At 69.3% G+C, this 26831-nt stretch carries 23 protein-coding genes; 13 read left to right on the forward strand and 10 right to left on the reverse strand.

Going from position 1 to position 26831, the window contains the following annotated elements:
* Positions 1-107: 107 nt before the first annotated feature.
* Positions 108-1472 (reverse strand): UDP-glucose dehydrogenase family protein, encoded by a 1365-nt coding sequence (locus ACQP2X_RS22800; protein ID WP_498700061.1) that lies wholly within the window; start codon positions 1470-1472, stop codon positions 108-110.
* Between the two features lie 359 nt (positions 1473-1831).
* On the opposite strand from ACQP2X_RS22800, the gene ACQP2X_RS22805 reads away from it, so the two are divergent.
* The 6 genes from ACQP2X_RS22805 (at position 1832) to ACQP2X_RS22830 (ending at position 14361) form a co-directional block, all read left to right on the forward strand.
* Positions 1832-4480 carry a cellulose binding domain-containing protein gene (locus ACQP2X_RS22805; RefSeq protein WP_498700062.1) on the forward strand — a complete coding sequence of 883 codons (2649 nt, stop codon included), beginning with the start codon at positions 1832-1834 and terminating at the stop codon, positions 4478-4480.
* Positions 4481-4500: 20 nt separating this feature from the next.
* Entirely contained in the window at positions 4501-7428 is a 2928-nt protein-coding gene (locus ACQP2X_RS22810; RefSeq protein ID WP_498700063.1) for a glycoside hydrolase family 48 protein, read from the forward strand.
* Positions 7429-7441: 13 nt separating this feature from the next.
* Entirely contained in the window at positions 7442-8521 is a 1080-nt protein-coding gene (locus ACQP2X_RS22815; RefSeq protein ID WP_498700064.1) for a lytic polysaccharide monooxygenase auxiliary activity family 9 protein, read from the forward strand.
* 233 nt (positions 8522-8754) lie between these two features.
* A complete protein-coding gene (locus ACQP2X_RS22820) occupies positions 8755-10044 on the forward strand; it encodes an SGNH/GDSL hydrolase family protein (protein WP_498700065.1) in 1290 nt (429 codons plus the stop codon).
* On the forward strand, positions 10041-13121 hold the full coding sequence (locus ACQP2X_RS22825) for a glycosyl hydrolase 115 family protein (protein WP_498700066.1): 3081 nt from the start codon (positions 10041-10043) through the stop codon (positions 13119-13121). Before ACQP2X_RS22820 ends, ACQP2X_RS22825 begins: the two co-directional genes overlap by 4 nt.
* A gap of 1 nt (position 13122) precedes the next feature.
* Positions 13123-14361, forward strand: coding sequence for an SGNH/GDSL hydrolase family protein (locus ACQP2X_RS22830; protein WP_498700067.1), 1239 nt, complete (start codon positions 13123-13125; stop codon positions 14359-14361).
* 169 nt (positions 14362-14530) lie between these two features.
* Here ACQP2X_RS22830 and ACQP2X_RS22835 read toward each other — a convergent pair whose 3' ends face one another.
* The 4 genes from ACQP2X_RS22835 to ACQP2X_RS22850 all read right to left on the reverse strand — a co-directional run bounded on the left by ACQP2X_RS22835 (position 14531) and on the right by ACQP2X_RS22850 (position 18343).
* On the reverse strand, positions 14531-14977 hold the full coding sequence (locus ACQP2X_RS22835; protein ID WP_498700068.1) for an SHOCT domain-containing protein: 447 nt from the start codon (positions 14975-14977) through the stop codon (positions 14531-14533).
* A 122-nt stretch (positions 14978-15099) separates the two neighbouring features.
* A complete protein-coding gene (locus ACQP2X_RS22840) occupies positions 15100-17328 on the reverse strand; it encodes a tetratricopeptide repeat protein (protein ID WP_498700069.1) in 2229 nt (742 codons plus the stop codon).
* Positions 17329-17396: 68 nt separating this feature from the next.
* Entirely contained in the window at positions 17397-17720 is a 324-nt protein-coding gene (locus tag ACQP2X_RS22845; RefSeq protein ID WP_498700070.1) for a hypothetical protein, read from the reverse strand.
* 77 nt (positions 17721-17797) lie between these two features.
* Positions 17798-18343, reverse strand: coding sequence for an RBBP9/YdeN family alpha/beta hydrolase (locus tag ACQP2X_RS22850; protein WP_498700071.1), 546 nt, complete (start codon positions 18341-18343; stop codon positions 17798-17800).
* Positions 18344-18374: 31 nt separating this feature from the next.
* Here ACQP2X_RS22850 and ACQP2X_RS22855 point away from each other — a divergent pair, with 31 nt between their 5' ends.
* The 4 genes from ACQP2X_RS22855 (at position 18375) to ACQP2X_RS22870 (ending at position 20787) form a co-directional block, all read left to right on the forward strand.
* Positions 18375-18995, forward strand: a complete 621-nt coding sequence (locus tag ACQP2X_RS22855) for an L-threonylcarbamoyladenylate synthase (protein WP_498700072.1) — start codon at positions 18375-18377, stop codon at positions 18993-18995.
* Between the two features lie 15 nt (positions 18996-19010).
* Positions 19011-19202, forward strand: a complete 192-nt coding sequence (locus ACQP2X_RS22860; protein WP_498701005.1) for a hypothetical protein — start codon at positions 19011-19013, stop codon at positions 19200-19202.
* Positions 19203-19462: 260 nt separating this feature from the next.
* Entirely contained in the window at positions 19463-20059 is a 597-nt protein-coding gene (locus ACQP2X_RS22865; protein ID WP_498700073.1) for an RNA polymerase sigma factor, read from the forward strand.
* Between the two features lie 140 nt (positions 20060-20199).
* Complete coding sequence (locus ACQP2X_RS22870) at positions 20200-20787, forward strand: MerR family transcriptional regulator (protein ID WP_498701006.1); 588 nt, start codon at positions 20200-20202, stop codon at positions 20785-20787.
* A gap of 10 nt (positions 20788-20797) precedes the next feature.
* On the opposite strand, the gene ACQP2X_RS22875 is transcribed toward ACQP2X_RS22870, so the two are convergent.
* From ACQP2X_RS22875 to ACQP2X_RS22885, 3 genes are all read right to left on the reverse strand, one after another.
* Entirely contained in the window at positions 20798-21313 is a 516-nt protein-coding gene (locus ACQP2X_RS22875; RefSeq protein ID WP_498700074.1) for a hypothetical protein, read from the reverse strand.
* Between the two features lie 130 nt (positions 21314-21443).
* A complete protein-coding gene (locus tag ACQP2X_RS22880; protein WP_498700076.1) occupies positions 21444-22298 on the reverse strand; it encodes a hypothetical protein in 855 nt (284 codons plus the stop codon).
* A 1-nt stretch (position 22299) separates the two neighbouring features.
* Positions 22300-23043 (reverse strand): hypothetical protein, encoded by a 744-nt coding sequence (locus tag ACQP2X_RS22885; protein ID WP_498700077.1) that lies wholly within the window; start codon positions 23041-23043, stop codon positions 22300-22302.
* 218 nt (positions 23044-23261) lie between these two features.
* Between ACQP2X_RS22885 and ACQP2X_RS22890 the strand changes: the two genes are divergently transcribed.
* Entirely contained in the window at positions 23262-23915 is a 654-nt protein-coding gene (locus ACQP2X_RS22890; protein ID WP_498700078.1) for an NAD(P)H-binding protein, read from the forward strand.
* On the opposite strand, the gene ACQP2X_RS22895 is transcribed toward ACQP2X_RS22890, so the two are convergent.
* On the reverse strand, positions 23893-24732 hold the full coding sequence (locus ACQP2X_RS22895; RefSeq protein WP_498700079.1) for an NAD(P)-dependent oxidoreductase: 840 nt from the start codon (positions 24730-24732) through the stop codon (positions 23893-23895). The two genes, ACQP2X_RS22890 and ACQP2X_RS22895, sit on opposite strands and share 23 nt — an antisense overlap.
* A 115-nt stretch (positions 24733-24847) precedes the next feature.
* Between ACQP2X_RS22895 and ACQP2X_RS22900 the strand changes: the two genes are divergently transcribed.
* Together ACQP2X_RS22900 and ACQP2X_RS22905 are read left to right on the forward strand one after the other, a co-directional pair.
* Complete coding sequence (locus ACQP2X_RS22900) at positions 24848-25081, forward strand: hypothetical protein (protein WP_498700080.1); 234 nt, start codon at positions 24848-24850, stop codon at positions 25079-25081.
* Complete coding sequence (locus tag ACQP2X_RS22905; RefSeq protein ID WP_498700082.1) at positions 25078-25347, forward strand: SCO0607 family lipoprotein; 270 nt, start codon at positions 25078-25080, stop codon at positions 25345-25347. The genes ACQP2X_RS22900 and ACQP2X_RS22905 overlap by 4 nt, the downstream gene beginning before the upstream one ends.
* A gap of 1 nt (position 25348) precedes the next feature.
* Here ACQP2X_RS22905 and ACQP2X_RS22910 read toward each other — a convergent pair whose 3' ends face one another.
* Positions 25349-26779, reverse strand: coding sequence for a peptide MFS transporter (locus tag ACQP2X_RS22910; RefSeq protein WP_498700083.1), 1431 nt, complete (start codon positions 26777-26779; stop codon positions 25349-25351).
* Positions 26780-26831 lie beyond the last annotated feature (52 nt).

Raw genomic sequence — 26831 nt, forward strand, 5'->3', positions numbered from 1 at the left:
TAAAGGGCCTACGGACGACCCTAGTCGCAAAGAGGCCACCCCGCTCGGTTATCGTCGAATAGACGAGAGCGGGGTGGCCTGTTCGGTTGATGCGGTGCTGGCTGAGGTCAGCCGGCCATCGACAGGTACTTGAAGCCGAGGCGCGTCATCCGGTCACGGTCGAGCACGTTGCGGCCGTCCAGCACGATCGGCTGGCGCATGAGGCCGACCATCTTGCCCCAGTCGAGTTCGAGGTACTGGGCCCACTTGGTCACCAGCACGACCGCGTCGCAGTCGTCGAAGGCGCCGTCGAGGGTCTCGGCCAGATAGGGCGCCATTTCGGGGTATTCCTTGCGGAACCGCTCGGCCGCGATCGGGTCGTGCAGCCGGACCCGGGCGCCGCGGGCGATGAGCAGGTTGGCGATGTCGAGGGCCGGCGAGTCGCGCAGGTCGTCGGTGTTCGGCTTGAACGCGATGCCGAGCAGGCCGATCTTGCGGCCCTTGAGGATGCGCAGCTCGTCCTGGAGGCGCTCGACGGCGATGGCCCGCTGGCGCTGGTTGATGTCGCGCGCGGCCCGCACGATCGGCATCTCGTAGTTGTACTCGGCGCCGGTGGCGATCAGGGCCTTGGTGTCCTTGCCGAAGCAGGAGCCGCCCCAGCCGACGCCGGGCTCCAGGAAGCGCGAGCCGATGCGCTGGTCGAGGCCGATGCCCCGGGCCACCTCGGTGATGTCGGCGCCGACCTTGCCGGCCAGCTGGCCGATTTCGTTCACGAAGCTGATCTTCAGGGCCAGGAAGGCGTTGGCCGCGTACTTGATGAGCTCGGCCGAGGCGAGATCGGTGGAGACCAGCGGAACGGCGGTGGTGTCGTCCGGGCGCGGCGCGAAACTGGGCGCGGTGAACGTCTGGTTGATGATCGGGCGGTAAAGCTGGTTGAGGACCTCGAGGCTGCGCGGATTGTCCGAGCCGATGACGATTCGATCCGGAAAGAGCGTGTCGTGGATGGCATTGCCCTCACGCAGGAACTCCGGATTCGACGCGACCGAGAATTCGCACTTCTCGGGCCGGTCGTCACGCAGCGCGAACGAGTCGCGCAGAATGGCGTCGACCCAGTTTCCGCTGCCGATCGGCACGGTCGACTTGTTGACCACGACGGTGAAGTCGTTGTCGAGGTTCTGGGCGACGCTTTCGGCGGCCGAGCGCAGATATCGCAGGTCGGGCGAGCCGTCGGCGGCCGACGGCGTCTGCACCGCCACGAAGACCACGTCGGCGCCGGGCACACCCTCGGCGTACGACGTCGTGAAGGTCAGGTTTCCCGCGGCCTCGGCGAGCAGGTCCTCCATGCCGGGCTCGTAGATCGGGCAGTGCCCGGCCCGCAGCATGTCGACCTTGTTCTGGTCGAGGTCGACGCAGGTGACCTGGTGGCCCAGGAAGGCAAGACTGACGCCGGTGGTGAGCCCGACATAGCCAGTGCCGACAACGCAAACCTTCATCAAACGCTCCTCCACCGCGGTGGTCCGTCGACCGCCGCTTCCACTGACACAGCGAACGCCACGCCGTCCCCGTAATCAAGGCCAGATGATACACAGCGTAGAAAAACGCCCGGCGAATCCTTGACGTACGGTATTTGGTTCATTCCTAAGAGTCGCCGCGATTCACCGGTCTCAATAGCTTGAGCGGTTTGCCCCGCTAGGTCTGGCGTGTACCCACCGCCGACGATCTCAAGCCACGCACGGTGCCCAAGATATGCACGATTGTCAACTACGGGTTTCCAGGTCTTGACAGCCAGATGTCGGCGACCCACGCTTCTGGGAGCGCTCCCACTATGACGTTCATCGATGGAAGGTGTTGGATGAGGCGCTCCACCATCGCGGCCACCGTCGCCGCGGTCCTGCTCAGTGCCGTGTCGATAGTGCTCGCCCGGCCCCTGACGGCCGCGGCGGCGCCCGTCGAGCCGTACGGCTGGAAGAACGTCCGGATCGACGGCGGCGGATTCGTCCCGGCCGTCGTCTTCAACCCGGGCGAGCGGAACCTGATCTACGCGCGCACCGACATCGGCGGCGCCTACCGATGGAACGAACCGGGGCAGAGCTGGACGCCTCTGCTCGACTGGGTGGGCCAGGACAACTGGGGTTACAACGGCGTCGTCAGCATCGCGCCCGACCCGGTGGAGACCAGCCGGGTCTACGCCGCTGTCGGGATGTATACCAACAGCTGGGACCCCAACAACGGCGCCATCCTCCGATCCTCCGACAAGGGAAACACCTGGCAGACCACCACATTGCCGTTCAAGAACGGCGGCAACATGCCCGGGCGCGGCATGGGGGAGCGGCTCGCCGTCGACCCGCACCACAACAGCACTGTCTATTACGCCGCCGAGGGCGGCAACGGGTTGTGGCGCAGCACGAACTACGGCGCCACCTGGGCCAAGGTGACCGCGTTCCCGAACGCCGGCAACTACGTGCAGGACCCGGACGACGCCAACGGCTATCTCAACCAGAACCAGGGCCTGACCTGGGTCACCTTCGGCGCCGCGAACCAGATCTACGTCGGGGTGGCCGACAAGCAGAACCCGGTCTACCGCTCGCTCGACAACGGCGTGACCTGGGAGCGCGTGCCCGGCCAGCCCACCGGATACATCGCGCACAAAGGCGTCGTGCAGGGCAACTACCTGTTCATCGCGACCAGCGACACCGGCGGCCCCTACGACGGCGGCGCCGGGCAGGTCCAGCGCCTCGACCTGACCACCGGCGCGTGGGCCGACATCTCGCCGCCCCCGGCCGCCGACGCGCCGTACTACGGCTATTCCGGCCTGACCGTCGACAAACAGAAGCCGGGCACACTGATGGTGGCCACCCAGATCTCCTGGTGGCCCGACGCGATCTTCTTCCGCAGCACCGACAACGGCGCCACCTGGACCCGGATCTGGGACTTCGCCGGATATCCGTCGGTCACCAAGCGGTACACCATGGACATCTCGGCCAACCCGTGGCTCGACTTCAACACCAATCCGCAACCCCCGGAGTCGACACCGAAGCTCGGCTGGATGAACGAAACCCTGGCCATTGATCCCTTCAACTCCAACCGTTTTCTGTACGGCACGGGCGCCACGGTCTACGGCTCGACCAACCTTACGAACTGGGACGCCGGTTCGACCATCACGATCAAGCCGATGGCCAAGGGCCTCGAGGAGACCGCCGTCCTCGACCTGGCCAGCCCGCCGTCGGGGGCGCCGCTGGTCAGCGCGCTCGGCGACATCGGCGGCTTCCACCACGCCTCGCTCGACACGGTCCCGGCCAACTTCCACGACACGCCGAGCCTGGGCAGCAACACCAGCCTCGACTTCGCCGAGCTGAGCCCGGCGGTCTTCGCCCGGGTCGGCAACGCCGACGCGGCCCCGCACATCGGCATCTCCAGCGACGGCGGCAAGAACTGGTACCAGGGCCAGGAGCCGTCCGGGGTCACCGGCGGCGGCACCATCGCGGTCGGTGCCGACGCGACGTCGATGGTCTGGTCACCGCAGGGCGCCGGCGTGCACTACAGCACGACCCGGGGCAGCTCGTGGACCGCCTCGTCCGGGCTGCCGGCGGGCGCGATCGTCGAGAGCGACAGGGTCAACCCCAAGACCTTCTACGGGTACGCCTCGGGGACGTTCTACACGAGCAAGGACGGCGGGGCGACCTTCACCGCGTCGGCGGCATCGCTCCCGGCCACCGGGCGGCTGCACTTCAAGGGCGTGCCGGGCGCCGGCGGGGAGGTCTGGTTCGCCGGCAGTACGGGGTTGCTGCGCTCGACGGACTCGGGGGCGACGTTCACGAAGCTCGCCCCGGTGACGTCGGCGATCAACGTGGCCTTCGGCAAGGCGGCGCCCGGAACGGCGAGGCCGGCGGTCTACCTGGTCGGCACGGTCGACGGGGTGACCGGGGTCTTCCGCTCGGACGACACCGGGGCGAGCTGGGTGCGGATCAACGACGACGCCCATCAGTACGGCAACGCCGGTGACGCTCTCGCGGCCGATCCCCACGTGTACGGGCGCGTCTACCTCGGCACCAACGGCCGCGGCATCCTTTATGGCGATAAAACGGGCGGTCCGACGACGCCCACGCCGACCACTCCCGCGCCTACGACGCCCGCGCCGACCACCCCGCCCCCGACGACTCCGCCTCCGACCACCCCACCTCCGACCACGTCTGCTCCCGGGGCCTGCTCGGCGACGTACAAGGTGACCGGTCAATGGCAAGGGGGCTTCCAGGCCGAGGTCACCGTCAAGAACAACGGCACCACCGCGACCGCCGGCTGGACCGTCGGCTGGTCCTTTACCGCGGGCCAGACCCTGACCAACGCCTGGAACGCGAACGCCACCCAGAGCGGCACGACGGTCACCGCCCGCAACGCCAGCTACAACGGCGCCCTCGCCGCCGGCGCCACCACCAGCTTCGGCTTCCTCGGCAGCGTGGCCGGAACGAATAACCCCGTCCCCTCACCCATCACCTGCTCCTGAGCAGAAAGGAACTCCCCCACGTGCGAGCACGACAAAGAGTTAGAAGACGCCTGCGCCGCGGGCTGGCCCTCACCGGCGCCGCCGTCCTCGGCGCCGGCGTGGCCCTCGCGGCCGGCACCCCCGCCCTCGCCGCACCCGGCTGCACCGTCGTCTACAAGGTGCAGAGCCAGTGGTCCGGCGGATTCACCGGCGACATCGCCATCACCAACACCGGTGACCCGCTGACCAGCTGGAAGCTCGAGTACGACTTCCCGGACGCGGCCCAGAAGTTCAGCCAGGGCTGGAACGGCGTCTACGCGCAGAGCGCCCGGCACGTCACCGTGACCAACGCGGCCTGGAACGGCGGCATCGGCACCAACGGCACGGTCAGCACGGGCTTCAACGGCACATTCGGCTCGGCCAACCCGGTGCCCACCTCGTTCACGCTCAACGGCGCCCCCTGCAACGGCGCGGTCGCCGCGCCGACCGTCGAGATCACCAGCCCGGCCGCGAACACCCGGTACACCGCGCCGGCCTCGATCCCGATCACCGCCACGCCCACGGTGGCCAGCGGCGGCTCCATCAGCAAGGTCGAGTTCTACCACGACGGCCTGCTCATCAACACCGACACGGCGGCCCCGTACACGTACACCTGGACCGGCGTGCCCACCCAGGCCGCCGCCTACCACCTCCAGGCGATCGCGTACGACGCCAACGGGGTCAAGAGCAACACGGCCGACGTGCCGGTCTTCGTCGACGCGGCCACCACGCCGGCGATCGTGGCCGACGCCACCTCGGTGACCGTCTCGCCCGGCGGCAGCGCCACGCTGAAACTGGCCCTGTCCAAGGCGCCCACGGCGAACGTGACCGTCGCGGTCGCCCGCACCGCCGGCGCCACCACGGTGTCGGCCACCCCGGCGTCGCTGACGTTCACGCCGTCGAACTGGAACACCGGCCAGACCGTCACGATCGCGGCCACCAGCGCGGCCGCCCTGGGCGCGACCGCGACCTTCTCGGCCACCGCGAGCGGGCACACCGCCGCGTCGGTGAACGCGACCGTGGCCCAGCAGGGCTCGGCCGACGCCCGCTTCACCCAGCTCTACAACGACATCAAGAACCCGGCCAACGGCTACTTCAGCCCGGACGGGGTGCCCTACCACTCGATCGAGACGCTGATCGACGAGGCGCCCGACCACGGCCACGAGACGACCTCCGAGGCGTTCAGCTACTGGCTGTGGCTCGAGGCCGAGCACGGCCACGCGGCCGGCGACTGGGCGCCGTTCAACAGCGCCTGGGCGACGATGGAGAAGTACATCATCCCGTCGCACGCCGACCAGCCGACCAACGACAAGTACGACGCGTCCAAGCCGGCCACCTACGCGGCCGAGTACCCGCTGCCGTCGCAGTATCCATCGCAGCTCGACCAGAGCGTCTCGGTCGGCTCCGACCCGCTGGCGGCCGAGCTGAAGAGCGCCTACGGCACCTCCGACATCTACGGCATGCACTGGCTGCTGGACGTCGACAACGTCTACGGCTTCGGCCGCTGCGGCGACGGCACGTCGAAGAACGTCTACATCAACACCTTCCAGCGCGGCCCGCAGGAGTCGACGTTCGAGACGGTGCCGCAGCCTTCCTGCGACACCTTCAAGCACGGTGGCCCCAACGGCTATCTCGACCTGTTCACCAAGGACGCCAGCTACGCCAAGCAGTGGAAGTACACCAACGCGCCGGACGCGGACTCCCGCGCGGTGCAGGCGGCGTACTGGGCGTACACCTGGGCCACCGAGCAGGGCAAGCAGTCGCAGATCTCCGCCGCCGTGGCCAACGCGGCCAAGATGGGCGACTACCTGCGCTACTCCTTCTACGACAAGTACTTCAAGCAGCCGGGCTGCGCGTCGACCTCGTGCGCCGCGGGCACCGGCAAGAACGCCTCCAACAACCTGATGTCCTGGTACTACGCCTGGGGCGGCGCGACCGACACCAACGCCGGCTGGGCGTGGCGGATCGGCTCCAGCACCAGCCACTTCGGATATCAGAACCCGATGGCCGCCTACATCCTGTCCAACGTCAGCGCCTTCGCCCCGAAGTCGCCGACGGCCAAGGCGGACTGGCAGGCCAGCCTCAACCGGCAGCTCGAGTTCTACCAGTGGCTCCAGTCGTCGGAGGGCGCGATCGCCGGCGGCGCGACGAACAGCTGGAACGGCAGCTACCAGTCCCGCCCGGCCGGGGTGCCGACCTTCTACGGTCTCGCCTACGTCGAGGCTCCGGTCTACGAGGACCCGCCGTCGAACCGCTGGTTCGGCATGCAGACGTGGTCCCTCGAACGGCTGGCCGAGTACTACTACATCACCGGTGACGCCAAGGCGAAGTCGGTGCTGGACAAGTGGGTGCCGTGGGCGCTGGCCAACAGCACCATCAGCGCCACCGACTTCTCCATCCCGTCCGACATGGCGTGGTCGGGCGCGCCGGCCACCTGGAACCCGTCGTCGCCCGCGGCCAACACCAACCTGCACGTCACGGTGACCAGCAAGGGCCAGGACCTCGGCGTGGCGGGCTCGTTCGCCAAGCTGCTGACCTACTACGCGGCCAAGTCGGGCAGCGCCACGGCCAAGACCGCGGCCAAGAACCTGCTCGACGCGATCTGGACCAAGAAGGACGCCAAGGGCGTGTCGGTCACCGAGACCCGCGCCGACTACAACCGCATGGACGACACCTACAACGCGTCCACCGGCCAGGGCATCTACATCCCGCCGGGCTGGAGCGGCACCATGCCCAACGGCGACGCCATCAAGCCGGGCGTGTCCTTCCTGGACATCCGCTCCTTCTACAAGAACGACCCGGACTACCCGAAGGTCGAGGCCTATCTGAACGGCGGCCCGGCGCCGACGTTCAACTACCACCGGTTCTGGGCCCAGGTCGACGTCGCCACCGGCTACGCCGACTTCGCCCGGCTGTTCCCCAACGGCTGATTCGGAGGGACCCATGAAGAGATTTCTGATGTACGCCGTAGCCGCGCTCCTCGCCGCGGGCGCCGGCCTCGTGATCACGTCGACCACGGCTCAGGCCCATGGCGCGATCATGGTGCCGGGCAGCCGGACGTGGCTCTGCTACAAGGACGGCAAGGACTCGACCGGCGCGATCAACCCGACGAATCCGGCCTGCGCGGCGGCGGTGGCCCAGAGCGGGACGACCTCGCTCTACAACTGGTTCGCGGTGCTCCGCTCGGACGGTGCGGGCCGGATGTCGGGCTTCATCCCCGACGGCCAGCTCTGCTCCGGTGGCACCGGTGGACCGTACAACTTCACCGGTTTCAACCTGGCCCGTAACGACTGGCCGGTGACGCACCTGACGTCGGGAGCGACGCTGGGCGTGAAGTACAACAACTGGGCCAAGCACCCGGGCACGTTCCGGCTCTACATCACCAAGGACAGCTGGAGCCCGACCCGGGCCCTGGCCTGGAGCGACCTGGAGTCCACGCCGTTCGACACGGTGACCAACCCGCCGGACAACGGCGGGCCGGGCAGCGACGACGGCTACTACTACTGGAACGCGAACCTGCCGTCCGGCAAGAGCGGGCGTCACCTGATCTACTCGGTGTGGCAGCGCTCGGACAGCAACGAGACGTTCTACGGCTGCTCCGACGTGGTCTTCGACGGCGGCAACGGCGAGGTGACGGGCATCCGGGGGAGCGGCACGACGCCGGGCACACCCGTTCCGACCACCCCGCCGCCGACCACCACCACGCCTCCTCCCGGTGGCGGGTCGGACTGCTCGGCGATGTTCAACGTGACCGGCTCGTGGAACGGCGGCTTCCAGGCCGAGGTGATGGTGCACGCCGGCACCTCGTCCATCGGCAAGTGGACGGTGACGTGGACCTGGCCGGGCTCGCAGGGCCTGACCCAGGCCTGGAGCGGCACCGCCACGAGCAGCGGATCGCTGGTGACGGTCAAGAACGCCGCGTGGAACGGCACGGTGGCCGCCGGCAGCCACACGACGTTCGGGTTGATCGGCTCGGGAGCCGCGCCACCGGACGTGAGCAACCTGGCCTGCTCGACGGCCTGATCTCTCCCTGACCCAGCGGCGGCGCGAGCAGCGTCGCCGCTGGCGTCTGTCCTCCCCGAAAGTTCCGACGATTACCGGAAACGATTCAATCCCCCTGCCCGGTCATGATCAGCTTGTGATCTCTTGACGACATAGATGAACGCCTTTACGTTACGAAGGTCGGTTCGAATTGTTTCCGAAACTTTCAGCGCCGTCCCCCTTCGCTGCCGTCCCCACAGCCTTGAAGGAGCCCCATGCCCACCCGCCGTGAACTCCTCGCCCTCACCTCCGGCGCGGCCGTCACCGCCGCCGCGTCCGGACTGGCCGTGCCCGCCGCGGCCGCCGCCTCACCGCCCGCCCCCGACGACGACTACGACTGGGTCGCCTCGTGGGCGGCCGCCCCCACCACCATCCCGCCCACCCCACCGCTGGTGCTGGCCGCGCAGACCGTCCGCCACGTGGTCCACCTCAGCGCCGGCGGCGACGAGCTCCGCGTCCGGATCACCAACGAGTTCGGCACCACCCCGCTGCGCGTCGGCGCGGTGCGGGTCGCCCTGCGCGCCGGCACCGGGGCCAGCACGGCGATAGTCCCCGGCACCGACCGGCGGGTCACCTTCGGCAACCGGGCCGAGGCCATCGTGCCGGCCGGCTCGCCCCTGCTCAGCGACCCGGTCCGGCTGCACGTGAAGCCCGGCGCCGACCTGGCCGTGAGCCTGTTCCTGCCGGCCCGCACCCCGGTCACCACGCTGGCCGCGTTCGCCTTCCAGGACAACGTGATCGCCGACGGGGACGTGACAGCGGCGCGCACGCTCACCCCCGTACAGACGATCGGTCAATATCTGTTCCTCTCGGGCGTGGCCGTCCGCGACCGCGGCTCGGCCATCGTCACCCTCGGCGACTCGATCACGAACGGCGCCAACACCCAGAACAACCTCAACCACCGCTGGCCCGACCTGCTGGCGGCCCGGCTGCGCACGGCCGGCCTGGAACGGGGCGTGGCGAACGTCGGCATCTCCGGCAACCGCCTGCTGCACGACCCCAACCCGGCCCCGGGAAGCGACGCCGAGACGTTCGCGAACTACTTCGGGCACAGCGGGCTGCGCCGCTTCGACCGCGACGTGGTCGCCCAGCCCGGCGCCCGGCACCTGATAGTGCTGCTGGGGGTGAACGACCTCGGCCATCCGGGCACGGTCGCGCCGGCCTCGGAGGTGGTGACGGCAGACGACCTGATCGCCGGCCACCGGCAGCTGATCGCCCGCGCACACGCGGCCGGGATCACGGCGATCGGGGCCACGATTCTGCCGTTCAAGGGCGACACGCTGGGCTTCTACTCGGAGGCCAACGAACGCAAACGCGACGTGCTGAACCGCTGGATCCGCTCCGGCGGCGAATACGACGGCGTCATCGACTTCGACCGCGCCATGGGCGACCCGGCCGACCGGCTGCGCCTCAACCCGGCATACGACAGCGGCGACGGCCTGCATCCCAACGACGCGGGCATGGCCGCGATGGCCGACGCGGTGCCGCTGAGGTGGTTCAAGTGAGGGCCGCGGTGGTGGCGCTCGCCCTGACGGCGACGCTGATCTCGGCCCCGGTTTCGTCGTCCGCGGCGCCCTCCGCGGCGCCCTCGGCCGCGTTCTCCTACGCCCCGAACACCACCGGGTACATCACCACGCGGTCCGGCCCAGGGCGCTTCCCGCTGGTCGATGGCGGCAAGGCGGCGCCGATCGTGGTGAGCAACGCCGACTACGCGGGCGTGATCCGGGTCGTCGACGATCTCCAGGGCGACATCGAGAAGGTGACCGGTGTGCGGCCGGCGGTCGTGCATGATGGCACGGCCGGCGGGTCGTGCTCTGAGTTGTCCACAGCGGGCGGTTGTCCACAGGGCACCGACACGATCAAGGGCAAAACCGGGAGAATGACCGACGGGGGATCCCCCTTGGGAAGGGTGGGCCCTGACCTCGGGACTGCTCGCGATCTTGTGATTGTCGGGACGCTCGGCAAGAGCCCGCTGATCGACCAGATCGTCGCGCGGGGCAAGCTCGACGTCACCTCCATCCGCGGCAAGTGGGAAACCACCATCGAGCAGGTGATCACCGATCCGCTGCCCGGCGTCCGGCGCGCCTTCGTCATCGCCGGCAGCGACCAGCGCGGCACCATCTACGGCGCCTACGACGTCTCCAAGAACATCGGCGTCTCACCCTGGTACTTCTGGGACGACGTCCCCGCCGCCCACGCCGACGCCCTCTACGTTCTCCCCGGCCGCCACTCCCAGGGCACCCCCAAGGTCAAATACCGCGGCTTCTTCATCAACGACGAGAACCCCGCGACCGGCACCTGGGCTCCCGGCTACTTCGGCCCGGGCAAGGCCCCCGGCTACCCGGGTGGCCTGAACGCCGCGTACTACGAAAAGGTCTTCGAGACCATGCTGCGCACCCGGGCCAACTACCTGTGGCCCGCCGTCTGGGGCCGCGCCTTCGCCGAGGACGACCCGGCCAACCACGCCACCGCCAGCTTCTACGGTGTCGTCATGGGCACCTCCCACGAGGCGCCGATGATGCGCGGCATCGAGGAGTGGAACCGCCATCCGACGGGCACGGGGGAGTGGAGCTTCCGCCGCAACCCGGACGCCATCAAGGCGTACTGGCGCGACGGCGCCGAACGCATGCGTGACCAGAACATCGAGGGTGTCATCACGCTCGGCATGCGCGGCAACGGCGATGTGTCGCTGCCGGACGGGGACGGCATCGACCTCATGTCGTCGATCATCGACAGCCAGCGGCAGATCCTGCGGGAGACCGGGCTCATCGACCGGCCCCAGGTGCAGACCCTCTACAAGGAGGTGCAGCGCTACTGGGACAACGGATATCGGCCGCCGGACGACGTCACCGTGGTGTTCTGCGACGACAACTGGGGCAACATGCGCCGGCTGCCGACGACCGAGAAGCGTTCCGGCGGCTACGGGCTGTACTACCACTTCGACTACGTGGGCGACGGCCGCAACTACAAGTGGGCCGACACGGTCAACATCACGAACACCTGGGAGCAACTGAACCGGGCGTACACCTCGGGTGTCGATCGTCTGTGGATGGTCAACGTCGGTGATCTGAAGAACGAGGAGTTGCCGACGCAGTTCTTCCTCGACTACGCCTGGAACCCGGACGCGCTGCCGGTGAGCAAGCTGGGGGAGTGGCATCGCCGCTTCGCGGCGCAGAGCTTCGGGCCCTCTCTCGCCCCGGAGATCGCGAAGCTTCTCGAGACGTACGGCCACTTGCAGTCCCGCCGCAAGCCGGAGCTGCTCAACCGGCGCATCTCGACGAATCCGGCGACCGGCGAGGTGACCTACAACGACGAGGCCAGCCCGTTCAGCCGTACCGCCTACGGCGAGATGGACCGGGTGACCGAGGAGTGGCTCGCCCTGGCCGCGCGCGCCACGAAACTCCGGCAGCGGGTCCCGGCGGCCTGGCAGGACGCCTTCTACCAGCTGGTCTACTACCAGATCAAAGACACGGCGATTGTGTACGACCTCAGGCGCGCCGAATTCACCAACATCGAGTACGCAGGGCAGGGCCGGGCCGCGACCAACGCCCTGGCCGACCGGGCCGAGGCGCTGTTCGCCGAGGACCAGGCGATGAGCCGCTACTACAACGAGGTCCTGGCCGGCGGCAAGTGGAAGGGCTGGCAGACGCAACCCAAGATCGGCTACGGCAACGTGGCCCGCTACGGCCCGAACGCGCCCTGGCAACAGCCGGAGCTGAACAACGTGGCCCTGCCCGACGAGATCTACCCGTACCTCAAGCGCATCGAGGTCCCGGCCGGGTCCTCGCTCGGCGTGCTCCCGGTGCTGCCGTCGTCGCTGAGCCCCTGGGCGCCGGATTCGTCGGGGCATCTGGAGATCTACAACAAGGGCACGACACCTTTCTCGTACGAGGTTCGAGCGTCCGAGCCGTGGGTGAGGGTCACGCCTGACAAAGGCCGTGTCGGTGACGAGGTCCGCGTCGCCGTCCGTGTCGACTGGAGGCGGGCGCCGGCCGGAGTGACGACCGTGCCGGTGACGGTCAGTGGCGCCGGTTCCAGCGTCGTGGTCGACGTCAAGGTCGAGAAGCCGCGGGTCGCCCCGGCCGGGTTCCTCGAGGCCGGCGGCGCGGTGGCGATCGAGGCCGACCACTACAGCCGCAAGACCGGCGCCTGGCAGCTGCTGCCGGACATCGGCCGCACCGGCAACGGGCTCACGCCGCGCTCGGAGAACGCCACACTGTCGTACACGGTGACCCTGACCGGCGACCGCCCGGCGCGGATCGCGGCCCACCTGTCGCCGCGCAACAGCGTCTACACGCCGGACGGCGTCCGCTACGGCGTCTCGGTCGACGGCGGCCCGGTCCGCATCGTCAACATCACCACGGCCACCGGCGCCAACGACACGACGATGAACCGCCAGTGGGCCCGCAACACCTCGGACAACATCAACATCACGACCACGGTGTACGAGGGACTCGCACCCGGCAAGCACACGGTGACCTTCCACGCCGTCGACCCGACGGTCGTCCTCCAGCGGATCGTCATCGACACCGGCGGACTCCAGCAGTCGTACCTGGGCCCGCCCGAGAGCCGGAGGTTCTGACATGCGCAGGCGAACCCTTCTCGCGGCCGGGGGAGCAGCGGTGCCCCTCGGAGTCGCGGCCGCCTCGCCGGCCGACGCTTCACCGGCCCACGCCTCCCGCCGCCGGTCCTGGGCGCACACCTGGACGGCGATGCCGCAGCTGACCGAGCCGCACAACCTGCCGCCGGCGCCGTTCGCGGCGCTCGCCGACACGACCCTGCGGCAGACCGTCCACGTGACGATCGGCGGCCGTCAGCTGCGGGTGCGCTTCTCGAACGCCTTCGGCACCGCCCCGCTGCCGATAACCGCGGCCTCGGTCGCGCTGCCCCTGGGCGGCCGGGCCGGGGTGGCGGCGATCGAACCGGGCAGCGCAAGGCCGCTCACGTTCGGCGGCCGCCCCTCGGTGGTGGTCCCGGTGGGCGCGCAGATCGTCTCCGACCCGGTGACGCTGCCGGTCGGTGCCGCGGCCAACCTGACCATCTCGGCCTACCTGGCCACCGGCCTGACGGGCGACGCGGTAACCGGTCATCCGGGTTCCCGGACGACGTCGTACCTCCTCAAGGGCGACCACAACGCCGACCCGGACCTGCCCGGCGCGGTGGCCACCGACCACTGGTACCTGATAAGCGCGGTCGAGGTCCTGGCGTCGACGGCCGCGCTGGCCATCGTGGGCGACTCACTGACCGACGGCCGCGGCTCGACCACCAACGGCAACGACCGCTGGCCCGACCAGCTGTTCGCCCGCGGATCAAAGGTGGCCGTGCTGAACCAGGCCGCCGGCGGCAACCGGGTGCTCAACGACGGCCTGGGCCCGAACGTCCTGGCCCGCCTGGACCGCGACGTGCTGGCAGTCGGCAACGCCGACCGGATGCTGCTCTTCGAGGGCGTCAACGACATAGGCACAGCCGAGGCCACCGAACAGGCACAGAAACAGGTGGTCGACGACCTGCTGGTGGCCTTCGACCAGATCGTGCTGAGAGCCCACGCCGCCGGCCTGACGGTGTACGGAGCCACCTTGACACCGTTCGGCGGAAACACGGGCTACGACGACCCAGCCGGCCTGCGCCGCCGTTCCCGCCGAGCGGTGAACGAGGCCGTCCACCACATCTTCGACGGGGTGGCCGACTTCGACGCCGCGTCCCGAGACCCGGCCGCACCCGAGACACTCCTACCGGCGTACGACACAGGAGACCATCTGCATTTGAACCCGGCCGGCTATGCGGCCTTGGCCCGCGCGGTGCCCTGGACGCTCATTCGATGAGAACCGCTCCAACCGGCCCCGAATCGGCAGCCCGGACGATGCCTCCAGCACGTCCGGACTGCCGAACGCGAAATCCCCGCCGGAGGCTCGGCGGATCTGAGTGGGCTCAAGCACAACCCCGGTTCACCGCATGGAAATAGTTCCACTCCATAAAGGTATTTCCCGGTGGTCAGCCGAGCAGCTTCGCCTTCTGAGCGTCAAACTCTTCTTGGGAGAGAACGCCGGCGTCTCGGAGTTGCGCCAACTTCGTCAGCTCATCCGCGATCGACATGGCAGGCGGAGACGGCGCTGCCGGGGACGGAGCCGACTGCCCAAACTCCGGATGGGCTCGGAACCACTGCTCGATCTTCTGAGCTGTTCCGTAATTGACTGCCACCTCGGCAAGGTCCGTGCCGGATCCCTGGATGGTCAAGACTTGCTGCATGGAAGACGCGTTGAGCCGCTTCTTGTCGTCACGGGTCACCTTGCGGACCGAGAAGCCCGTAATGTCGCGGACCGTGACCCTGAGGGCGGGCATCAACTTTCCTGTCTGACGGTACTCCACAGTCCCGTCGAAATGCTCGATGAGACTTCCGTTGCCGAAGCCTAATCCGTGTGACACGGGCTTCTCTGCCATATTTCGCCACCTCCGTCGGGTTCTGGGCGCAAAGACTTTACCGCAATTGCGTATGCCGCGCTTCGGTTTCAACCATTGGGGGCGCCGCGATCAAGACGCGTGCCATTGGGAAGCGGCCGGGACTACTGTGGTGTGCCCTGCCAACGCGCCAATTCGATCTGAGTGGCCTGCGTGTCGGGGTGGTCGGGGCTCAGCACCCGCAGGCGGTCGGACAGGAGTATCTCCAGTTCCGTGACGGCTCGGGCGGAGTCGCCTGCCCGGCCTCGCCATTGGGCCAACAGCTGGCGCGCGGTCATCGTGTCGGGGCTGTCCGGGGCCTGCACCAGCAGCCAGTCGGCCAGCACCGCCTCGAAGTCGGTCACCGCGCCGGACGGGTCTCCTGATTCGCCTCGCCAATGGGCCAGGCTCTGGCGTATGGCCAGGACTCGGCGGTGATGCGGGCCCAGCAGCGGCGTCTGCTCGGCCAGCAACGTCTCCAGGTCGGTGACGGCTGCGGCGTGGTCGCCGTTCTCGCCTCGCCAATGGGCCAGCTGGACCCGGACGTGCAGATTCAGCTGGGCCGCCTCGCGTGGGGGCAGGCGCTTGCGGTCTTTCAGCAATTGTTCGTACGCCTCGACCGCTGACGCCGGGTCGCCCAGCTCGCCCCTCAGGTGAGCCAGCTGGTGCACGTTGTAGAGCGTGAACAGGTTGTAGCGGCCGAGGACGGCCCTGCAGTCGTCGACCAGGCTCTCCGACTCGGCCGCGGCCTCCTCGACCCGGCCCGCCTTGTACCAGGCGATGGCCAAGTTGTGGCGGATGCTGAGCAGCCCCTGCCACTGTGGGCCGGCCGCCTTCCTCGCGTCGGCGTACACGGACTCGATCTCGGTCACCGCGGCCGCCTGGTCGCCGGCCCGGCCCAGGGCGGCGGACAAGGTCTCGCGGATGCTCCAGCTGTGGACGTCGTCCGGGCCCAGGCGCCGGTTGGCCTCGGCCACCAGCCAGGTCAGATGATCTACCGCGGCCCGGGCCTGTCCGACTCCCAGCAGCACGTCCGCGGCGTGCACCAGTACGGGGTGCGGGCCGGACCACAGCTCGTCCGGCGCGGCCTTGATCAGGGCCTGGATGTTCATGTAGTAGGCCTGGCCCACCTCGGGGACCTGCCGGGCGGCCGGCCATGACTCGACCAGGGCGTCGGCCGCGACTCGTACGGCCTCGGAAAGGTCTTGATCCTCCATGTCCTCGCGCGTCGCGCGCTGGATCAGGGCGTGCACCCGCAGGGTGTGGCCCTCCGGGTCGTGGGCGGCGAGACTGAGCAGGTGCAGGCGGCGGACCGTGTCGCGGATGTCGGCGGCGGTGGCCGGCTCGACCGCGAAGCGGCGCAGCGTCCAGCGGGTGGCTTTCCGGAGGAGCCGGGCCTTGAAGGTGGTCTCCTCGGACCGGGCGTCGAGCCACAGTGTCTCGCGCAGGCGGCCGGCGCCGACCCGGTAACCGTTGGCCATGAGGCGTTTCGCGGTCAGCCATGTGGTCACCGCGGGTGTTTCGAGCACCGCCTCGGGGATGCCGTTCGCGTCCAGAACACTGGCCAGGCTCAGCACCAGACGGGCCTGGCCGGGGTGTGGAGCACGGTCGGCCAGCTCGGCCGACAGGGACCAGGTCGCCGCGAGCGCGCGCTCCTGGTCGTCCGGGAGGATCTCCGGGCGCAGGTCGTCGAGGCGGCGCTCGGCCAGCATGGCCCGGTAGGCGCCGCAGGCCACCTCCTGGTCGAGCAGGTAGGCGGAGGCCTGGGACAGGGCCAGCGGCAGGTGACCGAGGGCGCCGGCCAGCCCGGCCGGGTCGTCGGCCAGGCCGGGGCGAGCCTCGAGGCGCCGGGTGAGGTAGGCGACGGACTGTTCCGCCGTGAACAGCCCGACCTCGGTCAGCCGCCGGCCGGCGCCGGCCAGGGCGTTGTCCTTGCGCCGGGTGGTGACGACCGTGCGGCCGTGGCCCGGTGGCCACAGCGCGCGCAGATCGGCCGGGTCGGTGAGGTCGTCCAGCACCACCAGCCAGGTCCGCTCGGTCGTGGCCAGCCAGGCCAGGAACCGGGTCGCCGCCCGCTCCTGATCTGTCGCGTCGAGGTGCAGGACCTCGGCGGCGGCCTGCGCGTAGCCGGCCAGGATCGCCTGCCGGGACGAGGCGGTCACCCAGAGCAGGAGATCGGGGCCGGCCCGCTCGGCCAGCTCGGCCGCGAGCTGGGTCTTGCCGGCACCGCCCGGGCCGGTCAACACCAATACCGGGTCGTCGGGCAGGGGCCGGTCCTGGTAGCAGTCCGCCCGCAAGGGCACCACGCCGACCCGGTGCGGCCAGGTGACCTCCAGGGGCGGGCTGACGTTCACCGGGCCGTGGAACGTGCCGGACAGGCCTAGGTTGACGCCGAAGACGGCCGGCCCGGGGCCGCCCTCGGCTACGAAGGGGGGAGCGGCGCGTGGAAGGTCACCGGGGCGTGGAACTCGCCGACTGCGCCGTTGTTGGTGCCGACCACGAAGGTGTTGCCGGTCAGCTTCAGCACCCGGCGGGCCGCGTCGAGCACCTGCTCGTCGCTGACCGCGCCCGAGTCGGCCAGCACGGCCGGATCGGGCTCCGCGCCGGGGGCGGGCAGGGCGTTGCGCTTGGCCAGGAGCGAGGAGAGCCGCCCGTACGCATCACGGATCGCCGCACTGGTCGTGTCGGTGAGCCCGGCCGTGGCCCCGGCCGCCAGCGCGGCCGTGATCAGCTCCACACCGCTCACTGCGGTACCACCTCTCGTCGGAGACGGCCCATTGTGGTGGATCGGCGCCCGCGGGCACAGCCCCCGCTCGGGGGACGTCAGGCCGCGTGGCGCAGGCGCTCGATGAGGGTCGCGGCCAGCGGCCACTCGCCGTACCCGGAATCGGTGTTGATGTGCCCGGCGTCGCCGAGGTCGAGCAGGCGGCTCCCCCACGACTGGGCGAAGGCAGGGGCCACACCATTGGCGTCGTACGGGTCGTTGGTGCTGGCCACCAGGATCGAGGGAAACGGCAGCGGGGTGAGTGGCGGCTCCCGGAACGTGCCGGCCGTCGTGGGGAAGTCGGGGCCGTCGGGGTCGGGGATGGCGACCAGCAGGGCGCCGACGACCGGGGGTACGTCGGGACGGGCGGCCCAGTGGGCGACGGCGAGGGTGCCCAGGCTGTGCGCGACCAGCACCGGGCGGTCGGCCACGGCGACGGCGCGGTCGAGGGCGGCGATCCAGTCGTCCAGTTCGGGATCGCTCCAGGAGGCGGGCTGGATGCGCAGGAAGGTGGGGTCGGCGTCGAGGAGCGTCTGCCAATGGCCGGGGCCGGAGTTGTCGATGCCGGGCACGGTGACGGCGGCTATCCGCGGGGAGTCGATCACGTCAGGCGACCTTACTCACTAGACTTCGCGGGTGGCGAAGTATTTCGACGTGCATCCGGACAATCCTCAGGCCCGTGCCATCCGCCAGGTGGTGGACATCGTGCGGGGTGACGGGCTGATCGCGTACCCGACCGACTCGTGTTTCGCGCTCGGCTGCCGGATGGGCAACAAGGACGGTCTCGACCGGATCCGGGAGATCCGGCATCTGGACGACCGCCATCATTTCACGCTGATGTGCCGCGACTTCGCCCAGCTCGGCCAGTTCGTGCAGATCAACAACGCGTCGTTCCGCCTGGTGAAGGCGTCCACCCCGGGCCCGTACACGTTCATCCTGCCCGCCACCAAGGAGGTGCCGCGCCGCCTGCTGCACCCGAAGAAGAAGACGGTCGGCGCCCGCATCCCCGACCACGTGGTGGCCCAGGCGATCCTCGAGGAACTGGGCGAGCCGCTGGTCTCCAGCACGCTGCTGCTGCCCGGCGAGGAGGAGCCGATGACGATGGGCTGGGAGATCAAGGAGACGCTCGACCACCAGCTCGACGCCGTGGTCGACGCGGGCGAGGGCAGCACCGAGCCGACCACCGTGGTCGACCTGTCCGACGGCGAGCCCGAGATCCTCCGAGTCGGCGCAGGCGACCCGACCCGTTTCGAATGAACGCCCATGGCATCGATGAGCAGGTCGTGGGGGAGCCGCCTGCTCGACCTCGGCGACGCCGGGCACATCATCACCGATTCCGGGTACGGCGAGGGGCCGCCGGCCACAACGCCCGCCGGTCCTGAAGCTGACCGGGAACACGTTCGTGGTCGGCGCCTCAAGAAAGTCGTGATCAATGGTCACGGTGGAGCGCGGTTGCGGACCTAGGGGTCAACAGTCGCCGCCATCGAATGGAGACCGCCGTGCGAAACACCGAAGATTCCGGTACCGCTGATGAGGGTCGCCCGGGGACGAGTTCCAGCCTTCTCGTCGCCAACGGCGTCCTCGCCGGGGTGCAGATGGTCTACCTTTCGACCGTGTCCGTCGTGGTCACCGCGATCGCCGCTGGATCCGCCGTCCTCGTTGTCGCGTTTTCGCCGCGGTCAAGGCGCCGGTCCTGACGGTGCCCGGGTCTCAAGGAGCTGCCAGTGGAGTTGGTGACACACGGCGATGCCTCCCCGGAGCCGGACCCGTCAGAGGAGTTCGATCACTTCTTCCGGGAAACGTACGCAGCGCTCGTCACGAGGGCGATGGCCGTTGGTGGCACGTGGACCGAAGCCACCGATGCGGCGGCCGAGACAATGGAACAGGTCCTGCGGAACTGGGCCACGATCAAGAATCCGCGGGCGTACGCCCGGAAGGCTGTCCTGTCCAATCTGATCAAGGCGAAACAGCGTGACCGTGAGCGGATCAGGCGCGAATGTCAGACCTCGTTGGACAGGTCGAACCCGGCCTGGCACGCTGAGCAGAACCTCTGGGAGGACGGGGAGGTCGTGAAGCAGTTGCTGGAGACGCTGCCCCCGGCTCAGCGTGAGGTCCTCACCCTGATCTGCCAGGGATTCACGCCGACCCAGATCGCCGCGTTGCTCGGTGACAGTGCCGAGGCTGTCCGGCAGAACCTCCAACGTGCCCGGCGCAGGCTCAAGACCGATCTGAAGAACCAGGACGTACGTCGGCGGCAAGAACTGCGCGGTAAGACTCCTCGACGTACGACCGCCAAGGGGCGAGGAGGCGAGCTGAAATGACGGACGATCAAGCTCGGCAGCCTTCGATGAAGGAGCTGGGTGAACTCTACGGGCAGGTCCACGACCTCGCCGATGAGGTTGTTCGCCAACGGCTCACGCCGGCCGAGGTGGATCGGCAACTCGACCGCTTCAAGGCGCGAATGCGCCGGGAGGCGACGACCGAGCCAGCGGGCGAGACGGTTCAGCCACAGCTTGAGAGCGGGCCTCCGGCGGGCACCTCGGCCGGTGAGGACGGAAGCGTCGGCTATCGCGGTGTGACCGCCTGCCATGCGGTCGGCATCAGCTATCGCCAGCTGGACTACTGGGCCCGTACCTCGCTCGTGGTGCCCAGCATCCGTGGTGCGTCCGGCGCCGGGACCGACCGGCTCTATTCCTTTCGTGACCTCGTCGTCCTCAAGGTGGTCAAGCGGCTGCTCGACGCCGGGGTGTCCCTGCAGAACGTCCGGCGGGCGATCGAGGCTCTTCGCTCGCGGGAGATCGAGGACCTGGCCAACCTCACGCTGATCTCCGATGGCAGCACGGTCTACGAATGCCGCTCCTCGGAGGAGGTCGTCGACCTGTTGCAGGGCGGTCAGGGAGTGTTCGGCATCGCACTCTACGGAACGCTCAAGGAGATACAAGGCTCGCTCGTCCACCTCTCGGCCGAACCTGCCGGTCAACCTGACGAGCAGGCCGAACCGGTCGTCGACGAGCTCGCTCAGCGGCGGAAGCGGAGAGCGGTGAGCTGAGAGCATCGAGTCACTCGAGATTGAGGGCGCCGGCGGGTTCCAGTGCTTTGCCGCTCGCGTCGAGGGCCCGGATCCCCAGACGTACAGGCTCGTGGAGCCAATCGTCGTGGATCATGACCAGTCCGCCGATGACCGGAAAAGGTCCGAGGCGGCTGCCGTCGGGCGCGGTCAGGACCACCGAGGCGCCTTCTTTCCGGGGCGGAGCGAAGACCAGCGTCTCCATCCCCCGGTCCGACCGCCACTCGGTGTCGGTGGCGTTCCAGCAGGAGCCCGAAGCGGCGGACTGGTGACGGCCCTGGGCGTCGACTTCTTCCTGGATGTAGCAGAGGCCGGCGCTCTGATCGCGCACCCAGAGCCGGATGGAGCCCTGACTGACGTCGACGGTGGACCGGACCGTGTAGCCGTCCGGAGCCTTCCAGCTGGATGCCGGGCTCTGAACGTCGTCATCGGCTGAGCTGTCCCACTGGGAGACGCCGAAGAGAGCCGCGGTCACGACGGCGACCGCGATGAGCGTCGGAATTCTCATGATGCCGCCCCGCTGATCTCCGCACTGCCTGTGCCGGCGTCCAAGGCTACGCAAATCGCCCGGCCGGTGATGTCGTCCGGTCTGCTAATCGATCATGGCCGAACGGGTAGGGCGTGTGATGGTCTGAGGACTACGAGACGGGAGGGGCGTCGGTGTTCCCGTCGCGGGGGCGGTAGTGCCCACCGCCCCTGGCTTGCCGTGCGTGAGCACGGGCCCGCACCATCGTCGCCAGTTCCCCAGGAGCCGCGATGCCGGCGCGTTCGTCGACGAAGGTGAGAAGCCGTACGGACCGTCCTTTCATCGCGGCCGCCTCGAGCTTGTGATGCCCGTCGAGCAGGAAGTGGCTGAGGACCCAGTGCGCGTAGTAGTCGTCGCCCGCGTTCGTCGCCGGTTGCAGCACGTCCAGGATCGAATAGGCGACCGCCGTCGCGTGTTCACCAGCCGTTGCATACTCGGCGACGCGCCGGCTGTCGTTCCACGCCGGCGGAACCATCGGCACCACGAACTCGTACAGATGCCGGTCCTTCCCGACCGGGGCCTCGAACGTCCGGTAGTACGGCGTGCCGGGATCCTCCGGGCCGCCGAGCACCGGATCGACTCCCCAGGTGGTCACCTGCTCGTGCGCGAAGTAGTCGAACCGGTCGCCCGGCTCCACGAGCCGCGGCCTGATCTCGAGCAGGAGAACCGTGTACTCCGACTCCGGCAACACCGTCCCGTACACAGCCAGAACGTCGTCGTCGATGCGCTGAAGACCCGCGTTGAGCCGGTCGTTCGCGAGCCCCAGATCGGCGGCCTCGGGTTCCGCCAGCTTCGTGAACAGCGCCGGGCACGTTCCGCACCACAGGGCGAGCTCAAAGGTCGCCCAACCCCGGAGAAACAGCTTTCTCGGCTCGAACGGCGCCGCCGGTGCGGGCTCCGGCACGATCACTCGGGCACGCTCCGCGGCGACGCCCAAGGACACGCCACGGCGAACGTCGACGATCACGCTACCGGCCGTCCTTCACCACCGCGGTCCACGACTGCGACTCGCCGACCCGCCAGGCGGCGATCACCGGGCGCGGCGGCGTGAACCCGGGGTCCTCGGTACCGAGATACAAGGCGCCGTTCGATCGGGCGCTGTCCCGGGTTCGCGAGAGGTGACGCAAATGGTCCCGAAGACCCGGATGTTGTACGTCCTTCAGCCGCTCGTCCGAGTCCGGGTCAACACCCCAGCCGGGGCTGAGGGCGAAGAGGTGACCCGGTCCGCGCATCGCCCCGGTGGCGACGGCCAGGGCGCCGCGCAGCGATCCGTCGGAATGCACCCGGAACTCGACCTCCGGATAGGCGTCGCGGATGTCGCGTGGCGTGAGGCCCCGCTCGCTCAGAAGCCGGCCCAGCTCGGTGCCGAGAAGACCGGCGTCGAGCTCAGGAACACCCACCTCCGCACCGTCACCTTCGACGGCGGCCCGGAAGGTCGAGCGGCCGAGATCGATGCTCCAGTACGGCGCGATCAGATCCCACTCCTCCAACAGCGTCCCCAACACGGGCATCGACGCGAACGGCGGGTGCACGATCTCGCCCCGGGCCAGCGGCGCGGCGTCGAAGCCCTTGGCGAAGAGATCGTCGGCCAGATCGCCACAGCTGTAGTAGACGGCGTACGAGGCGGCCGGGTCGAACTGGTCGAGCGGCCGCCCGAGCAGAACCGAGAACCCGTCGGCGAGAGCCTGTTGCCACTCGTCCGCGACCGTCATGCGCACCTCCGGCTGATCCGACGCGAGTGGACATCTTAGGGGCCGGCGGGCACAGTCGAGCGTTATCCACAAACGCGTGTCATCCACAGGCGCAGCGGCAAGATCGCCCGAGTTTGGTCATACTGACGGGACGGGGGTCCCCCGGGAGGGTGGGCTCTGGGTGGGCTCTGGGTGGGCTCTGGGTGGGGCTCTGGGTGGGGCTCTGGGGTGGTGAGAATGTGCGCGTTTTTGTGATCGGGGCGGCCGGTGGCGTCGGCCGGCGGCTGGCCAAGCTGCTGACCGCGGACGGCGACGAAGTGACCGGCATGCACCGTGGGCCCGACCAGGTCTCGACCGTGGAAGCGTCCGGCGCCACACCTCTGCTCGGCGACCTGGTGCACGACCCGGTCGACGAGCTCGCTCTGCGTTTCCAGCGCCACGACGCCGTCGTCTTCAGCGCCGGCGCCCACGGCGCCGGCATGGACCAGACCACCCTCATCGACGGCAAGGGCCTCGAGAAAGCCGCGGAGGCCGCCGGGCTCGCCGACGTACGGCGGTTCGTTCTCGTCTCCGTCTTTCCCGAGGCCGGCCGCCGGCGGCAGCCCACCGAGGGCTTCGAGCACTACATGCGCGTCAAGAAGACCGCCGACGTGTTCCTCAGCCGCACGGCGCTCGACTGGGTCATCGTGCGGCCGGGCACCCTCGTCGACAATCCGGGGGAGGGGCTGGTCACGGCCGGACCTGCCATTCCGTACGGCGACGCCCGGCGTGACGATGTCGCCGCGTTCCTCGGGGCCGTCCTGCGTGAGCCCTCGCTCAACCGCGTGATCGTCGAGGTGACCACCGGGGACGAGCCGGTGACGGAGGCGGTCAGGCGGCTCGCGTCCGGCTAGCAATGGCGTGCACCACCGCCGCCATGTCCTCGTGGCCGTGGCCCTGGTCGACGGTCTCGCGGTACAGCGCGCGGCACACCGCCAGCAGCGGCATCGCCGTGCGGGCGGCGCCGACGATCAGCTCGTTGTTCATCAGTACGTCGCGGGCGGACGCCTGCACGCCGAAGTCGCCGTCGACCAGCTTGGCCGCCTTCACCTGCGACACCGTGCTGGCCATCGGGCCCGCGTCGAGGACCCGGCGCAGCGTCACCGGGTCGAGCCCGTGACCCTCGGCGAAGTGGAACGCCTCGGCCAGGCCGGTCACCATGCTGATGAGGTACGTGTTCACGGCCAACTTCATGAGCAATGCGCCCGGCACCGGCCCGCAGTCGAAGGTCTCGCCGCACATGGGTGCGATCAGGGGACGTACGACATCAAGCTCCTCCGCCTCTCCCGCCAGCATCGCCACGAGCGAGCCCGCCTCGGCCGGCCCGCGCGAGCCGGAGACCGGGGCCTCGACGTAGCGGCCGCCCGCCTTCTCGACGCGCTCCCGCAGGCCGGCCGAGTATTCCGGGGCCGTCGTTCCCATGTGGATGATCAGGTGACCCTCGATCAGCGAGGGGTCGAGGACGCTGTCGATCGCGTCGGCCCCGGCCAGCATGAGGATCACGGTGCCGGCCCGTTCGAAGACCTCGGCCACGGTGGCGGCGCGTTCGGCGCCCGGCGGCGCCGGCTTCGATGCCGTACGGCTCCAGACGATCAGATCGGTGCCGGCCTTGGCCAGGTTGGCCGCCATCGGCGCGCCCATCACGCCCAGCCCGAGGAATCCCACTGTCATGCGAGCGACGCTAGGAGCCGGGCGGCGGCAGGACCCGATCCAATCGGGCGTCATTGGTTCGCGCCATCCGAAACGGGACGGTGCCCGGGCCGGCACGCGTGCGATGCTGCGGGGCGTGGCAGTGACTGCGAACCTCGACGCCCTTCTCGACGAGCCTTACCGTTCCCTCGACCTGAAAGACCTCGTGGCGGCGCCCGTCTCCGCCCTGTCCGGCGTCAGCGACGAGGAGGCGCAGGGACTGTCCCTGGCCTTCGGCATCGACACGATCGGCGACCTGGCGGAAAACCAGTTCATCCGGGCCGCCGTCGCCATCAACGCCCTCGCCAAGGTCATCGAACCCCCGGCGTGAGGCGCGCCCTCCTCCCGGCCGTCGCCGTAGCGGCGTCCCTGCTGACCGCGGCCTGCGCCGACCAGGCCATCTGCCGCAACGGCGAATATCCGGCGGCCCAGATCAACTCCACCGGCCGCACGTGCGTCCCCGACGGCCAGGAGCCGCCGGCCGGCTACGTCCGCTACCCGAAGGACCAGGAGCCCCGCCGCACCGACGACAGGTGGGACCAATACTGGCGATCCCACGTCATCGACGACAAGGGCGCGGTGGCCCCGGCGAAGTGAGCTAGCGGATGCCGCCCATCAAGCGGCGGATCCATGGGCTCAGCGCCCACAGGATGCCGCCCAGGGCGATAGCGATCAGGCCCAGGATGCCGAAGTACGCGACCTCGTGATCTTCGCTGTAGTAGCCCGCGAGGGTGCCCGACAACGCCGTGCCGAGGGCGACCGACAGGAAGAACAGGGCGACCATCTGGGTCTGGAAGGCCCGCGGGGCCAGCTTGGTCGACAGGGACAGGCCGACGGGGGAGAGCAGCAGCTCGGCCACCGTGAAGACCAGCAGGATGCCGGTCAGGCCGAGCAGCGGGACGCTCGGGTTGCCGGCGAACGGCAGGAACAGCAGGAACGCCACGCCCATGACGGCGGTGCCGGCCGCGAACTTCACCGGGGTGGACGGCTGGCGGTCGCCCAGGCGGGTCCACAGGGCGGCGAAGACGCCGGACAGGATGATGATGAAGACCGGGTTGATCGACTGCACCCACGAGACCGGCATCGTCCAGCCGAAGATGTCGCGGTCGAGCCTTTTGTCGGAATAGATCGTGACGACCGTGAACTGCTGCTGGTAGAGCGACCAGAACGCCGCCGACGCGATGAACATGGGGATGAACGCGTAGACGCGGCGGCGTTCCACGGTGTCGATCTTCCGACTGCTCAGGATCACCACGAAGTAGGCGACCGCGGCCAGGATCGAGAGCACCACCACGATGTCGGAGAGGTGGTCGGCCGGGATCAGGCCGGTGAGGGCGAGCACCGCGATGACCGCCACCACGGCCACGGCGACGCCGATGACCAGCGGGCGGCGTCCCGGCGGCAGCGGGTTCGCGACCTGGCCGGCCGAGGCGGGCAGGTGCTTGCGGGTGAGGGCGTACTGGGTCAGGCCCAGCGCCATGCCGACCGCCGCCAGCCCGAAGCCCCAGTGGAAGCCGGCCTCCTGCTGGAGCACGCCGGTCAGCAGCGGCCCCACCAGCGCGCCCAGGTTGATGCCCAGGTAGAACAGCGAGAACCCGGCGTCGCGGCGCTCGTCGCCCGGCCCGTACAGCGTTCCCACGATCGCCGTCGCCGTGGCCTTGACGCCGCCGCTGCCCAGCGCGATCAGGATCAGACCCACGGCCACCCCCGCGATGCCCGGGATCAGGGCCAGCCCGATGTGCCCGCACATGACGAGGATCGCGCTGCCGAACAGCACCCTCTCCGGGCCGAAGAGGCGGTCGGCCGACCACGCGCCGATGACCGTGGCCAGATAGACCGATCCGCCGTAGGCGCCGACGATCGACGTCGCCGTGGCCTCGTCGATGCCGAGGCCGCCTTGCGAAGCCTCGTAGTAGAGGTAGATCAGCAGGATGCCCTGCATGCCGTAGAAGGAGAACCGCTCCCACAGCTCGACCCCGAAGAGGTTGGCCAGCGGGCGGGGCTGGCCGAAGAAGGTGCGTTCGCTCATCACCGTCTGTTACCCAGGCCGAGCGCATGGCGCACTGTGAGGAGGAGGACCA

Source organism: Actinoplanes sp. CA-131856, from assembly GCF_050956135.1.
Classification (GTDB): Bacteria; Actinomycetota; Actinomycetes; order Mycobacteriales; family Micromonosporaceae; genus Actinoplanes.